Source organism: Glycomyces sp. NPDC050141 (assembly GCF_055586545.1).
The window spans coordinates 1-13,901 of record NZ_JBVJHZ010000025.1; the positions used below are offsets into that span (position 1 = coordinate 1).

The 13,901-nt window shown below is 69.4% G+C and carries 15 protein-coding genes; 10 read left to right on the forward strand and 5 right to left on the reverse strand.

Going from position 1 to position 13,901, the window contains the following annotated elements:
* Nucleotides 1-112: 112 nt before the first annotated feature.
* Nucleotides 113-1,531 (reverse strand): MFS transporter, encoded by a 1,419-nt coding sequence (locus ACZ60M_RS15770; protein WP_465418637.1) that lies wholly within the window; start codon nt 1,529-1,531, stop codon nt 113-115.
* A 118-nt stretch (nt 1,532-1,649) separates the two neighbouring features.
* Nucleotides 1,650-1,907, reverse strand: a complete 258-nt coding sequence (locus ACZ60M_RS15775; RefSeq protein WP_465418639.1) for a hypothetical protein — start codon at nt 1,905-1,907, stop codon at nt 1,650-1,652.
* A 164-nt stretch (nt 1,908-2,071) separates the two neighbouring features.
* On the opposite strand from ACZ60M_RS15775, the gene ACZ60M_RS15780 reads away from it, so the two are divergent.
* The 4 genes from ACZ60M_RS15780 (at nt 2,072) to ACZ60M_RS15795 (ending at nt 6,536) form a co-directional block, all read left to right on the forward strand.
* On the forward strand, nt 2,072-3,061 hold the full coding sequence (locus ACZ60M_RS15780; protein ID WP_465418641.1) for a helix-turn-helix transcriptional regulator: 990 nt from the start codon (nt 2,072-2,074) through the stop codon (nt 3,059-3,061).
* Nucleotides 3,062-3,210: 149 nt separating this feature from the next.
* The gene (locus tag ACZ60M_RS15785) at nt 3,211-3,633 is read left to right on the forward strand and encodes a DUF2946 family protein (RefSeq protein ID WP_465418643.1); all 423 of its coding nucleotides are present in this window, start codon (nt 3,211-3,213) and stop codon (nt 3,631-3,633) included.
* 71 nt (nt 3,634-3,704) lie between these two features.
* The gene (locus tag ACZ60M_RS15790; RefSeq protein WP_465418645.1) at nt 3,705-5,219 is read left to right on the forward strand and encodes a multicopper oxidase family protein; all 1,515 of its coding nucleotides are present in this window, start codon (nt 3,705-3,707) and stop codon (nt 5,217-5,219) included.
* A 78-nt stretch (nt 5,220-5,297) separates the two neighbouring features.
* Nucleotides 5,298-6,536: an MFS transporter gene (locus ACZ60M_RS15795; RefSeq protein ID WP_465418647.1), complete on the forward strand. Its 1,239-nt coding sequence runs from the start codon at nt 5,298-5,300 to the stop codon at nt 6,534-6,536.
* A gap of 50 nt (nt 6,537-6,586) precedes the next feature.
* Here the strand turns inward: ACZ60M_RS15795 and ACZ60M_RS15800 are convergent, their stop codons facing one another.
* Nucleotides 6,587-6,997 carry a nuclear transport factor 2 family protein gene (locus ACZ60M_RS15800; RefSeq protein WP_465418649.1) on the reverse strand — a complete coding sequence of 137 codons (411 nt, stop codon included), beginning with the start codon at nt 6,995-6,997 and terminating at the stop codon, nt 6,587-6,589.
* An 83-nt stretch (nt 6,998-7,080) separates the two neighbouring features.
* Between ACZ60M_RS15800 and ACZ60M_RS15805 the strand changes: the two genes are divergently transcribed.
* Nucleotides 7,081-7,683 carry a TetR/AcrR family transcriptional regulator gene (locus ACZ60M_RS15805; protein WP_465418651.1) on the forward strand — a complete coding sequence of 201 codons (603 nt, stop codon included), beginning with the start codon at nt 7,081-7,083 and terminating at the stop codon, nt 7,681-7,683.
* 12 nt (nt 7,684-7,695) lie between these two features.
* On the opposite strand, the gene ACZ60M_RS15810 is transcribed toward ACZ60M_RS15805, so the two are convergent.
* The gene (locus ACZ60M_RS15810) at nt 7,696-8,559 is read right to left on the reverse strand and encodes an NAD(P)H-binding protein (RefSeq protein ID WP_465418653.1); all 864 of its coding nucleotides are present in this window, start codon (nt 8,557-8,559) and stop codon (nt 7,696-7,698) included.
* 282 nt (nt 8,560-8,841) lie between these two features.
* Here ACZ60M_RS15810 and ACZ60M_RS15815 point away from each other — a divergent pair, with 282 nt between their 5' ends.
* Together ACZ60M_RS15815 and ACZ60M_RS15820 are read left to right on the forward strand one after the other, a co-directional pair.
* A complete protein-coding gene (locus ACZ60M_RS15815) occupies nt 8,842-10,245 on the forward strand; it encodes an MFS transporter (RefSeq protein WP_465418767.1) in 1,404 nt (467 codons plus the stop codon).
* 13 nt (nt 10,246-10,258) lie between these two features.
* Nucleotides 10,259-10,855 carry a TetR/AcrR family transcriptional regulator gene (locus ACZ60M_RS15820; RefSeq protein WP_465418655.1) on the forward strand — a complete coding sequence of 199 codons (597 nt, stop codon included), beginning with the start codon at nt 10,259-10,261 and terminating at the stop codon, nt 10,853-10,855.
* Between the two features lie 42 nt (nt 10,856-10,897).
* Here ACZ60M_RS15820 and ACZ60M_RS15825 read toward each other — a convergent pair whose 3' ends face one another.
* Nucleotides 10,898-11,173 carry a YHS domain-containing protein gene (locus tag ACZ60M_RS15825; RefSeq protein WP_465418656.1) on the reverse strand — a complete coding sequence of 92 codons (276 nt, stop codon included), beginning with the start codon at nt 11,171-11,173 and terminating at the stop codon, nt 10,898-10,900.
* A gap of 100 nt (nt 11,174-11,273) precedes the next feature.
* Between ACZ60M_RS15825 and ACZ60M_RS15830 the strand changes: the two genes are divergently transcribed.
* From ACZ60M_RS15830 to ACZ60M_RS15840, 3 genes are all read left to right on the forward strand, one after another.
* Nucleotides 11,274-12,443 (forward strand): FAD-dependent oxidoreductase, encoded by a 1,170-nt coding sequence (locus tag ACZ60M_RS15830; RefSeq protein ID WP_465418658.1) that lies wholly within the window; start codon nt 11,274-11,276, stop codon nt 12,441-12,443.
* 129 nt (nt 12,444-12,572) lie between these two features.
* The gene (locus ACZ60M_RS15835; protein WP_465418660.1) at nt 12,573-12,974 is read left to right on the forward strand and encodes a hypothetical protein; all 402 of its coding nucleotides are present in this window, start codon (nt 12,573-12,575) and stop codon (nt 12,972-12,974) included.
* Nucleotides 12,975-13,047: 73 nt separating this feature from the next.
* Nucleotides 13,048-13,650: a DUF305 domain-containing protein gene (locus ACZ60M_RS15840; RefSeq protein ID WP_465418662.1), complete on the forward strand. Its 603-nt coding sequence runs from the start codon at nt 13,048-13,050 to the stop codon at nt 13,648-13,650.
* The last annotated feature ends 251 nt before the right edge of the window (nt 13,651-13,901 follow it).

A 13,901-nucleotide genomic window follows, 5' to 3' on the forward strand; every position in this document is an offset into this window, starting at 1 on the left:
CCCCCCCCCCCCCCCCCCCCCCCCCCCCCCCCCCCCCCCCCCCCCCCCCCCCCCCCCCCCCCCCCCCCCCCCCCCCCCCCCCCCCCCCCCCCGCCTGTTTCCTGATTCAGGTTCAAGCGGCAGTGGCCACCTCCACCCTGTTCCGGCGCACCGTCGCCACGGCCACGACAGCCGCCGCGAGGGCCACGGCTGCGGCGGCGATGAACGCGGCCGAGTAGCCGTCGGTCAAGGCGACCGGGTCGCCGAGTTCGTTGGCGCCGAGCGGGACCGCGATGGCGGTGATGGTGGCGAGGCCGAGCGCGGAGCCGATCTGGTAGCTCGTGTTCACGATCCCCGAGGCGAGGCCGCCCTGTTCGGGTGCGGCGCTGGAGATGGCCATCTGCAGCGAAGGGATGAACGCGAGCGACATGCCGAGCGCGGCGACGAGCGAGGCCGGGAGCACGTCCGCCGCGAACGTCCCGTCAGGGCGGACGAGCGAGAGCCATCCCAGGCCCGCCGCGAGCAGGACCAGGCCGGTGACGATCATCGCCTTTGGGCCGAACTTCGCCGTCAGGCGCGGTGCGATGACGACCATGCCGATCATGATGAGCGCGGTCATCGGCAGCAGCGCCGCCCCCGAGGGGAAGGCCGAGTAGCCGAGGACCTGCTGCAGGTACAGGTTGAGGAAGAACCACATGGGGATCCACGCCGCGCCGAGCAGGGCCTGGGCGAGGTTGGCCGCGCCTAGGTTCGCGGCGCGGAAGACCGAGAGCGGCATGAGCGGTTCGCGGCGCTTGGCCTGCACGGTGAAGAACAGGGCGAGCAGCGCCGCGGCTCCGATGAGGACGCCCCAGGTCTGGGGCGAGGCCCAGCCGACCTCGGGTGCCCGCACGATCGCGAAGACCAGGCCGCCGAGGCCGAGCGTGGCGGTGGCCGCGCCGAGCCAGTCGATCGAGCCGCGGGTGCCCGCGCCGCCGGGCAGGAGCGCCGGTGCTGCGGCGACGGCCAGGACGGCGATGGGCAGGTTGATGTAGAACACCCAGGGCCAGGAGGCGTACTCGGTGATGACGCCGCCGAGGAACACGCCTGCGGTGCCGCCCGCCGGGGCGGCCGCGCCGTAGACCGCGAAGGCCTTCATGAGCTCTTTCGGGTTGGCGCCGAAGAGCATCATGAGCAGGGTGAGGGCCGAGGGCGCGATGAGCGCCGCGCCGACGCCCTGGGCCGCGCGTCCTGCCAGTTCGACGGCCGCGTTGCCGGCGAGGCCCGCCGCGAGCGATCCGATGCCGAGGATGATCCAGCCGAGGCTGAAGACCCGGCGGGCGCCGAGGAGGTCGGAGAGGCGGCCGCCCAGGAGCAGCAGCCCGCCGAAGACGACGACGTAGGCGTTGAAGACCCAGGAGAGGTTCTCGGGGGTGAAGCCGAGGTCGGCCTGCATCTTGGGCAGGGCGACGCCGATGATCGAGGTGTCCATGATGACCATGAACTGGGCGAGGGCGATGAGCGCGAGGGCTATCCAGCGCCGCGAGGCCGGGGGTGTCGTGGTGGACGACATGTCCGTCTCCTATACCGGTAGGGGGTATGCCAGAGAGGCACTACTCCGTTGGTGCGCAAGACCTCCGAGGGCCGGGGATCCGCGTGGAGGTATTTCTAACATACCCCCAGGGGGTATATCAACAGCTGTGTTGCAGATCGCTTCGCGGCGACATCGTGCTCCACCCCGCTTCGAAGAGCGTGTCCGCAGCACACTCGGCGGCGGTGAGGTCGTCCACGATGACGCACACCTTGCCCTGCTCGGCCGCGATGTCCACGGCGAGCACACCTGCCAGACCCGCGAGCTCCTCGCGAAGACCCGCAAGGCAACCGGCGCACGTCTCCGCATTCAGTTGCGTCACCCGGAACGCGACAAGGCTGTAGTCGACAGTGATCAATGCATCTCCTCTGGCAGCGTGATCGCCCGGCGCGATACCCCTCTCGGGTACCCTCGCGGACGCTTGCACCAAGCCTGTCCGAGCCCGTCCCGCCCGTCCACGGATCGGCGTGTCCGGTGCACGTCATGGCGGGAACCGGACAACGAACCGAATAGGAGCCCTTCATGGTCGAACCCCTCGGCGGCACCACCGACGACCAGTCAGCGCAAGCGGTCTACGCCCGGATGCTGCAGCACGGTGAGACCTTCGCGCAGGCGGTAGCAGCGGTCGGATTGCCTGGAGCCGACGTGCCGAAAGTCCGCCGCCGACTTAGCGAGCTCGGGCTCCTCGACGGCACCGCCGAGATCGCTGTCGACGCGGCCGCGGCTCTCACCCGCATCCTCGGCGAGGGTCGCACTCAGCTCGCTGAAACCCTTGCGGCCCTGGTCGATCGACAGCAGGCCGCGTTCTCCGTCGCGAGTGACTACGTGCGACTCGCCGCCAAGGGGCGCAGCAACGCTGTCGAGATCCTGCCCAGGGACGACACCTTCCGCGCCCGTATGGAGTCGCTTCTGGATCACGCGGCCGAGTCGAGCCGCCGCGAACTCGTGGCGATGCACCCGCATGCAGTATGGGACGAGCGGTACTTCGAGGACGGCCTGCGCCGCACCAAGGAGCAGCGCGCCCGGGGCATCTCGGTCCGGACCCTCTACGCCCAGCAGACGCTGCGCCAGGCCTCGCTGCGCGAGTACATGCTGCGGAAGATGGAGGCGGGCATGCTCATCCGGGCCGCGCCGATCACGCCGATCCGGATGCTCGTCTACGACCGCGAACTCGCCATCGTGGACGCCCCGCGCGACGAGGAGATCGGCGCGATCGTCATCCGCGACCGCCTCCTCGCCGAACCGCTGGTCGACTTCTTCGAGTACTGCTGGATCACCGCCTCCGAGCTCGACCAGGTCCTGGCCAGCACCGACGGCTCCGGCCTGACCGAGCAGCAGACCGCCGTCCTGCGCCTCCTCGCCTCCGGCTCCAAAGACGAGGCGATCGCCCGCAGCCTGGGCGTCTCGGTGCGCACCGTGACCCGAATCGTCGCCGAACTGATGAGCGAGCTCGGCGCGGCGAGCCGCTTCCAAGCCGGCGTCCTCGCCGCCCGCCTCGGATGGCTCGACTGAGCAACGCCGGCCAGCATTGCGAACAGATACCCCCGCCCGGTATAGTGGCCGAACTGAAGGCGTCCAGTGCTCGCAATCTTCCAGCAGACGCCTCACTGGTGGAGCTCCACTTAGCTCCGCTTGCCTCGCTTGAATACCAGGGTGATGCCATGGCTCGCAAGATCGCGCGTATCGCGCTGATCGCGATGCTCATGGTGTGTCTGGTGGCCATGTTCTCGTGGGGTCACCGCGGGCATTCCGACGACATCGAAGCCCAGCCGGGCTCGGTCTCGGAGATGGCGCACCACCACGCGGGCATGTCCCATCACGGCCAGGAGGAAGCCGAACCGGAAGGCGATGAGGCCCCAGGCGGGCTGCTGTCCTTGTTGGGCGTCATGGCCCTGTGCGGCGGGATGCTGATCCGGGTCGTCGTGGCATTCCTGCGCCCGCTGCTCTTCCGGGTGCTCGCTGTCTTCGTGGTGTTCGCTGCGGCGATCGTGGCCGAGCCCGTTCGAAGCCGATGGCGCCCAATACCTTTCCGGCTCAGGCCGACTTCGCTGCTGCTCAATCGGATCGCGGTGCTGCGGATCTAGATTCGGCCCCCGCCTGGGGATAAGCCGCCGAATCAGCATCCATAGCAACACCATCCGAAAGGCAATCCATCATGCGTGCACTGACACGTCGTTCCGTGCTGCGCGGCGGAGCCGCCGCGCTCCCCGCCGCCGCCCTCGCCGCCTGCTCCGGTGAGGAGCCCGCGAGCCCTTCGTTCGTCGCCCCTGACTCCGAGCGGGTCGCCGCGGCCGAGGCCGCCCGCAACCCCGGCGCCGTCCGGGAATTCCAGCTCAACCCCGTCGCCGCCGAAGTCGACCTCGGCGGCCTGATCGTCCCCACCTGGTCCTACGGCGGCGTCATCCCCGGCACGCCGATCCGGGTGGCCAAGGGCGAACAGGTCAAGGCGGTCGTCACCAACGGCCTGCCCGAGGCCACGACTGTGCACTGGCACGGCCTCCAGATGCGGTGTGACGCCGACGGCGTCCCCGACCTGACCCAGGCCCCGATCGAACCCGGCGCCACGTACACCTACCAGTTCACCGCCCCCGATGCGGGCACGTACTGGTTCCACCCGCACATGGGCACTCAGCTCGACCGGGGCCTGTACGCGCCGCTCATCGTCGAGGATCCCGACGAACCCGTCACCTGGGATCTGGAGTGGACCGTGGTCCTGGACGACTGGATGGACGGCGTCACCGGCACCCCCGACGACGTCCTCGCCGAACTCGCCCAAGGGATGAACATGGACGAGGTCGGTTCCGGCGGCGGCCACGACGGACACGGCCAAGCACCCACGGCCGATTCGTTCCTGCTGCACGGGGCCGAGTCGGACCTGCTGGGCGCCGACGCCGGAGACGTCCGCTACCCGCACCACCTCGTCAACGGCCGCGTCCCGGCCGACCCCGAGGTGTTCACGGCCGAACCCGGTGCGCGGGTGCGGATCCGGATCATCAACGCCGGAGCCGACACCGCTTACCGGGTGGCCTTGTCCGGCCACCGGCTCACCGTCACCCACACCGACGGCTTCCCCTGCGAGCCGGTCGAGGCCGACGCGATCCTCATCGGCATGGGCGAGCGCTACGACGTCGTCGTCACCCTGGATGACGGCGTCTTCGCGCTCGTCGCCGAGGCCGAAGGCAAGAACGCAAGCAGCCGGGCACTCGTGCGCACCGGCACCGGCGAGGCCCCGGCAGCCGACTTCGCTCCGGCGGAGCTGACCGGTCACGTCCTCTCCTACGCCGAACTCGCCCCGGCCGAACCGGTCGCGTTGGCGGGCAAGGCACCCGACCGGATCATCGACCTGGAACTCACCGGTTCCATGGCGGCCTTCGACTGGGCGATCAACGGCCGCCCACACGATCTGGCGAACCCGTACCCGGTCGAGGAGGGCGAGCGGGTCCGGCTCCGGTTCATCAACGGCGACGCCATGTGGCACCCCATGCACCTGCACGGCCACACCTTCGCCCTCGCCGAGACCGGCGTGCGCAAGGACACCGCGATCGTCCTACCCGGACAGACGCTCGAAGTCGACTTCGACGCCGTCAACCCCGGACTGTGGATGCTCCACTGCCACAACCTCTACCACGGTGAAGTCGGCATGATGGCCGCCCTCGGCTACCTCGCCTAACGAGGCACCAGGCCCGGCAGGCCGAAGCCTGCCGGGCCTCCCCCCGTCGACGCACCTCCAGATTCCGAAGGCACCACCATGCACACTTCCCCCACCCCCGTCCTCGCCAAACTCCTCGTCGCCGGCGCAGGGATCATGAGCCTCGCCAACTCGGTGACGATCCCGTTCCTCGCGATCTTCCTGCGCCGCGAACTCGGCCTCGAACCGGCGGCCGTCGGCCTGGTCATCGGGTCCTCGGTGTGCTTCTCCATCGCGGCCGGGTTCCTTGGGGGAACCCTGTCCGACCGCTTCGGCCGCGTCCCAGTGCTGCTCGCCGGACTCGTCGGCGTAGTCGTCTCGTTCGCCGGGTTCGCCGCCGCAGAGCACTTGGCGACCGTCATAGCCTGCAATGCGGCGCTGGCGTTCTCCAGCAGTGTCTTCGCCCCGGTGAGCAAGGCGCTCTTGGGTGACCTGCTCGCCGAAGGCACCCGGGTGCGATGGTTCTCCCACCAATACCTGGCCACCAACGCCGGCTACGCCATCGGCCCGCTCCTGGGCGTCGCGCTCGGGCTCTCCGGCGCCCGCATCGCGTTCGCCGCCGCTGCAATCACCTACGGTCTCTACCTCGCGGCACTCGCCCTCGCCGCCCACCGCGCCCCGGCCGATTCCGCCCCGGTCGACGACCTGCCAGCGGCCGGGCGACTACTCGGGAGCCTCCGAGCCGTAGCCACCGACCGCCGCCTGCTGATCCTCCTGTTCGCGGGGCTGCTCCTGGAGTCAGTGCAGCTGCGCATCTCCGCGCTGCTCGCCCAAGACCTCGACATCAGCTTCGACAACGGCATGCAGATCCTCGCCGCGGTCATGACCGCCAACGCCGTCACGGTGGTCGCCTTCCAGTTGCTCGCCGCCCGGTTCGTGCTGCGACTTGAGGCGGTCACCGCCATCACCGCCGGGGGCCTGCTGCTGTTCGCGGGCATGGCCGGCTTCGCGTTCTCGGCCACCCTGTGGCACTTCGTGGTTGCGATGGTGGTGTTCAGCCTCGGCGAGGTCTACATCGTGCCCTCCGAGTTCGCCCTCATCGACCGCATCGCCCCGCCCGCAGCCCGCGGCGCCTACTTTGGCGCGCAGTCCTTCACCCAGCTCGGCGGCTTCGCCGGACCCTTCCTCGGCGGCCTGCTCCTCGCCGAGTGGGACGGCACGGTCATGTACCTCGGCATCGGCGCCCTCGCGCTCGCCGCCGTCGCGGTCTATCTCGCCGCCGGCCACCGGATCCCTGGTCTGCGACGCCATCCCGATGGCGCCGAGTCGAGAGCTACAGGTCGGCCGGGCGGGCATTAGGTCCGATTACCATGTGGACGAGTGCCGCCGGGTTCGCCACCGCGCTCGGTTCAGTCGTTTCCGGCCTTCTTCGGGTCCGGCAGCACCCGCGTCAGCTGACGTGCTTCGGCGAGTCGGCCGTCTGGAGTGAACCGTCCGAAGAAGTGAACCTCGGTGGCGATGGCCGAGCCTTTGCGCATCTGGGCGTGAATGGTGAACCGGGCGGCGAGCTGCTCACCGTCGGCGACCGCCTCATGAACCTCGAAGCGGCCCTCGACCAGGTTCTTTCGGACCGGCTTGATGTGCGCGAGAAGCTTCTCGTAGTCGAGTCGGATGCCGTCGGCGTACTGCACGATGTCGGGCGTGTAGTAGCGGTCCATGGCCGGTCCGGGATCCCCCTCGCCGTGCACGACCTCGTCGGTGAAGTTGGTGAAGAAATCGCCGATGAACTGCTTCGGGTCGGTTTCATGCATTGCGGTCATGTCGATTCCCATCACGTCGCAGAGCCTAACTTTGACACTTTGTAAGATATAACGCTGATGGTAATATTGACAAGGTGTCAAACTTGAAAGATTCCGCGCGCAGCCGACGGGGCAGGGCCGACGCCGCCCGCAATCGCGAAGCAGTCCTCGACGCGGCGACCCGCTTGCTCGACCAGGATCCCGGCCTCAGCATGGAGGCGCTCGCCAGCGCCGCCGGTGTCACTCGCCAGACCGTGTACGCCCACTTCGCCTCCCGCGAAGAGCTGCTCACTGCAGCGCTCGACCGGATCACCGGCGAGGCCGTGGCAGCCATGGACGCCGCCGATCTCGACCAGGGGCCCGCCGCGGAAGCGCTCATCCGGCTGATCGAAGCCGGAAACGAAGTGGCTCAGCGCTATCGCAGTCTCATGGGACTGGCCGTGCCCCTTGTCGACACCGAGGCGGACCTGACCCGGCACTCGCCGGTCGTCGACCGCCTCATGCGCGTCATCCGCCGAGGACAAGCCACTGGCGAGTTCGACCCGCAGGCCCCGCCTGAATGGCTGGCAGCAGCTGTCATTGCGCTCGGCCACGCGGCAGGGCGGGAAACTGCCACAGGCCGCATGGACTCGACCCAATCGCAGGAAGCACTCCGCGTCAGCCTGATGCGCATTCTCGACGTGAAGAGCCGGAATCCGGAGGACTGACATCGGAACCGGTCATCGCGTTGACGCCCCGAAGGCGGCGGCGTGGTCGGTGATCCAGTCGCGGTAGGAGCGGGCCGGGCGGCCCAGGATTCGCGGGATCTCGTCGGTGAGTGCCGGGGCCTGGCCGTCGAACGCGGCGAAGCGAGCGACGAAGGACGCCGCCAGCTCGGGCGGGAGGCCCATCGCCGCGACGCGGCCGACGAAGTCGACCGCGGACGACTCCCGGTAGTGGAGCGTCCTCCCGGTCACGTCGGCGATGACCTCCACCATCTCGGCGTGTGTGAGCGAATCGGGTCCTGTCAGGACCGGCTTGCGTCCGAGCAGGTCGTCGGTGGTGAGCGCGTGCGCGGCGACTTCGGCGACATCGCGCGGGTCGACCACGGCCTCGGCGAAGTCGGCGTAGGGCCATTCGACGGTGTCGCCGAGCTGCAGCTGGCCGGCCCACAGCGGGACCGCCATGCTCGCGTACACCTGGGGTCGCAGGCTGACCCATTCCAGGCCGCTGGCCTCGACGGCGGCCTCGCATTCGCGGTTGCGGTCGCCGATGTACCGCGAGGGCTGGAGCGCGAGGTCCTGCTCGACGTTGTAGGCCGCCAGCGCGACCAGCCGGCTGACGCCGTGCCGCTTCGCGAGATCGGCGAACTCGCTGGAGGCGTCCCGGGTCGCGGTGGAGTTGAGGAACACCGCCCGCACGCCCCCCAGGTGCGCGGCGATCGACTCGGGCTGAGACGGATCGCCCGCGACGACTTCGACGCCGGAGGGGAACCGCGCCCGCGAGGGGTCGCGCGTGAGGGCCCGTACTGGTACGCCGCGCGCGGCGAGCGCCGCCACCAGCGGTCGGCCGACGGTGCCCGTGGCACCGGTAATGAGGATCATGTCGTTCTCGCTTCCGTCGCTTGGTCTTTGGATGCGACGCAAGCCTGTCGCGTTGCGGCGCGGCGCACATCGGGCTGAGGACGGCATTCATGGCTACGACCGCGGGCGCAGCGGCGGCGAGGCCTGCCCCGGCGGGTGTAGGCCGACGGGCGCTCACTGGTGCCGACACCGATAACTTGAACACTCGTGTTTGAGTTCTTTCGAAATCCAGGTACGCTCAAACTCGTACATAAATGTTCGAGTTAAGGAGTGATCGTGTCCGCCACCCACCACCCCGAGACCATGACCGAGGCACCGCCGCTACCGCGGCGCTGGCTCATGCTGGCCCTGCTGTGCACCGCGCAGGCGATGCTCATCATCGACATCACCGTCGTCAACATCGCGCTGCCGACGATCGGCGGCGAACTCGGCCTCGACCGGGAGGCGCTGACCTGGATCGTCACCGGCTACACCCTGGTCTTCGGCGGCCTCATGCTGTTCGGCGGCCGCCTCGCCGACCTCTTCGGGCGCCGCCGCATGCTCCTGATCGGACTCGCGCTGTTCACCGCGGCCTCGCTCGCCGCCGGCCTGGCCCAGAGCGGCCCGGTCCTGCTCGGCGGGCGGCTCGCGCAAGGCCTCGGGGCTGCGTTGATGGCGCCCGCGGTCCTCTCCACCGTCACCACCGCCTTCCATGGCGCTGAACGCAACCGCGCACTCGGACTGCTGTCGGCCATCGCCGGAGGCGGTGCGGCCCTCGGCGTCCTCATCGGCGGAGTGCTCACCGCCGGGCCCGGCTGGCAGTGGATCTTCTACATCAACGTCCCCATCGGCGCGGTGATCCTGGCGCTCCTGCCGGGCGTCCTCCCCGCCGACACCCGTGCACCGCAGCGCGAACGCGTCGACGTGCCCGGCGCGCTGCTCGTCACCGCCGCCACCGCCGCGCTCATCTTCGGCCTGGTCCGAGCCGGGGACGACGGGTGGACCTCGACCACGACGCTCACCTCGCTGGCCGCCGCAGTCGTGCTGTACACGGTCTTCGCGCTCGTCGAGCGGCGCACCGCCGCGCCCCTCATGCGCGTGGCGCTGCTGGCCCGCCGCACCGTCGTCACCGGCGCGTTCCTGATGCTCATGGCGACCGCGCTGCTGATCTCGTTCTTCTTCCTCGGCTCGCTGTACCTCCAGGACTTCGCCGAGTACTCGGCGCTGCGAACCGGCCTGCTCTTCCTGCCGGTCGCGGTCGCAACCACGATCGGCGCGCAGCTGGCGGCACACCTGATCGGGAAGACCGGGCCCCGGCCGATCGCCGTGGCCGGGATGGTGCTCGCCGCGGCCGCATCGGCGTGGCTGGCGATGCTGGAGGACGACAGCGGAGCGGCCGCAGTCGTGGCGGGACTCGCGTTGGGTGCCTTCGCCCTCGGGACCCTCTTCATCACCGCCAACGCCACCGCGCTCTCGCGCGTGGACCCGCAGGAGGCCGGCGTCGCCTCGGGGATGGTCACCACGTTCCACGAACTCGGCGGCTCGGTCGGCGTGGCGGTGATGTCGACAGTGGCGGCCGCGAGCATCGGCGCGAGCGCCCCGACCCTCTCGGGGTTCACCGACGCGTTCCTGGTCTGCGCCATCGCTTCAGGCGTAGCCGCGCTCATCGCGCTGCTGCTCGTCCCGGCCGGGAAGGTCGAGACCGGCGCCGGCCCCCACGGCCACTAGCTACCCTTCAGGCATGGCCGACGGCAAGACCACCGCGTCGGCACGGCGGCCCAGCGGTCGCCGTGCCGACGCCCAGCGCAACATCGACAAGATCCTCGACTCGGGGCTCAAGCTCTACAGCTCCCGACCGGGTGTGAGCGTCGCGGAGGTCGCCGAAGCCGCCGGGGTCGGGCGCGTGACCCTCTACGGCCACTTCCCCTCACGGACCGAACTCGCCAAAGCCCTCATGGAGCGGGCATTCGAAGAGACCAATGCGACTTGGGAGGCCGTCGACACCGACGGTCCCGCGGAGGACGCGCTCGAACGGATCCTGCGCCAGCAGTGGTACCTCATGGAGCGCAACCGGAACCTACGCGACAACATCATCGGCGACGTGTCCCCGCAATGGCTTCGCTCTCGCCACGACCCGATCCTGGGGCGCATCGAAGCGCTCATCACCCGCGGCCAGGACGAAGGCGCCTTCCGCACCGACCTGCCGCTGTCGTGGCTGATCACGGCGCTATACAGCCTGGTCCACGCCGCCGCCGACGAGATCACCGCCGGCCGCCTCACCACCGGACAGGCGCCGGACATCCTCGTCGCCAGCCTGCGATCCCTCTATCGGCCGTAGGAAGAGCCCGTAGCGCAATGCGTACGGGCCCTCGGGTTCCGCTCAAGCAGCGGCGGTCGCGTACTTGGCCGGGTCGGCGTCGAAGAGCGGGCCGCAGGCGTCGCAGCACAGCCAGTACCGCTGGCCCTCGTAGTCGCGGAACAGGCCCGCCGCCTCGGCGTCGGCCTTCACGACAGTGCTGCCGATCATGACGGGACATTCAGCGATCGCGTCAGCCCCTGCGTCGGCGACCTGCTCAGCCGAGGCACCGTGCCCGTGGCAGTGGCCCGCAGCCTGCTCGGGCTCGTCGTGACCGTGGTGGTGGTCGTGCTCAGACATTGGAACTCCATTCACTCGGCATACCCCCTCGGGGTATCTTCGATTGTCATGTATACCCTACGGGGGTATCTCATGTAAATCCTCCTGGAAGGAGTCCGCGATGCGCGAGCGCACGATCGCGATCGTCGGCGGCGGTGCGGCCGGGAATGCCGCCGCCCGGACCCTCGTCGGCCACGGATTCGAAGGCCGGGTCCTGATCATCGGCGAGACAGGGGTCGCACCGTACAACCGCACGCTTGTCGACAAGGGTCTGATGACCGGCCTTCTGACTGCCGAGCAGACGGCGCTGCCGTCGGCCGAAGGCGCCGAGCGCTTGCTCGACACGGCCCTCGGCTTCGATGCCTCCGGTTCGTCGGTCCGCCTGGCTTCTAGCGTCGAAGTGCACTTCGATGCTGCGATCGTTGCTACCGGCAGCCGACCCAGGTTGCTCGACACCGCGATTCCAGGGCTCGCCGACGCCGTCGCGGCGGGGCGAGTGACCACGCTCCACTCCGCACGGGACGCCGAGGCCATCCGCGACAGCCTCGGTTCCGGGCCCCGCCGCGTCTCGATTCTCGGCGCGGGACTCGTCGGCTCAGAGGCGGCGAGCCTGCTCCGCGAAGCAGGCCACCAGATCACCCTCATCGCCCGGGCCCGGACCCCGCTCGTGCCGGTGCTCGGACGCGCGATCGCCGAGCACGTCGCCGACCTCCACCGCGACCACGTCACAACCCACTTCGGACACTCCGTTGCCGCGTTTAAGCGCCACTCGGGCCAGGTCGACCTGCTGCTTGACGATGATCGGTTCATCGAGTCGGACCTGTTGATCGTGGCCCACGGAACCGTCGCATCAGCACCCGGGGCGATCACCGCCGAAGGTCTCACCGTCAACGACCGGCTCCGCATCAGCGGCAAGCCACTGCTCTATGCCGCAGGCGGGGTCGCCCTGCACCGCTTCCACAGCGGTCCGCGCTTTCGGATCGATCACTGGGACGACGCCGCCGCGCAAGGAACCCACGCCGCCCGCTCACTGCTCCACGACCTCGGGGCGGGCGAGGACCCCGGCCCCTACCGGCCCAGCAGCCGCTATTCGGTCCGCATCCATGGCACGACCATCGCGGGCGCCGGGATCCAGGTTCCCGGTGCGGTCGAGCGCACCGCCCCGGATGCTTCCCTGTTCACCGTCTTCGAGACACTCGCCGGGACGCCGACTGGAGTGGTTGGGGTCGACGCGGGCCGCCGGATCCACGAATGGAGCATGCGGCTGGACACGCCGCAAAACGGGACATGACACAGCCTTCCCGGGGTCGGTGCGGTAGCGTCTGCGGGTCGGCTACCATGAGCGCGTCCTACGCCCTCGAAGTATCGAATCGCAGGAACCACGTGGCCTTTTCCCAAGGGCCACAGGGAGGTTGGCTCGGTGACCTGGTTGCAGGCCCTCTGGAAGGCCACGCTCATCGTGGTGGCCGTCGGAGTCGCGCTGATGCATTCCACTGGCCACGCCTGCGCCGAGGACATCTGCCATCCGGAGACCTCCTCGGTCGCCGCCGCGATCGACGCTCACGCTTCCACTGAAGCCCACGAGGACAAGGGCAAACACGACCACCCGTTCGGCTCGGGGATGGACATCATGCAGGTGTGCATGGCGATCCTCTCCGGGCTCGCGCTCGCGGTGTCGCTGTGGGCGATCTGGCGGCTCGCTCGTCTGGTCGCCGACAGCCACTGGGCGATGCGTATCCGCTGCGCCGCCTTCGACGTGCCGGTCTCGCTGCCTCCCGGCGGCAGACTGTCCTTCATGGAACTCTCGGTGTTCCGCATTTAGGCCGAACCGCTGGTCCACGGACCGCTTCGACCCTTCAATGCGACAACACCTTCGACAGGAGAGTTTCACAACCATGAGCAAGACCTTCACCGCGCGCCGCGCGCTGTCCGCCGGTATCGCCGCGTTCGCGGCCCTGGCCTTCGCCGCCGCCTGCTCTGACAACGGCGACGAGGGCGGCCACGACATGGACTCGATGGAGTCCGAGTCTGCGACCGACGCCGAATTCAACGACGCCGACGTTACCTTCGCGCAGATGATGATCCCGCACCACGAGCAGGCCGTCGAAATGGCGGAGCTCGCCCAGGGCCAGGCCGCCGATGCCGAGGTCATCGCGCTGGCCGACGAGATCGCCGCCGCGCAGCAGCCTGAGATCGACCAGATGACCGCCCTCCTTGAAGGATGGGGCGAGCCGACGGAGATGGAGGGCCACGAGGGCATGTCCATGGGCGGCATGGCCACTGAAGAGCAGATGGCCGAACTCCAGGCCGCCCAGGGCGCCGACTTCGACCGGCTGTTCGTCGAGCTCATGATCGCCCACCACGAGGGCGCGATCACCATGGCCGAGGAGCACCACGCCGAGGGTCAGAACGCCGAGGCCGCCGCGATCGCCACCGCGATCATCGAGACCCAGACCGCCGAGATCGCCACCTTGCAGGAGATCCAGGCCAGGCTGTAACCGACCGGTCCGGGGCGCGTCTACCAGGGGGTACGCGCCCCGGACTCCACCGTCACGGCGGCGGTGTCCTCCGGGGGATGCGCTTTGTCCACATGGGCGCAGGAGGACCCCGCGCCGCCACCCGTCTGCTGCCGATCCGGACCTGTCTCGGTCCGCTCGAACAGTGATCGCGTCCTGCCCTGGACGTACTCGCCGACTTCTTGTGCGCCTCCGGATTCACCTGCCCGAGCCGCGAACTGCGCGGCACGCTC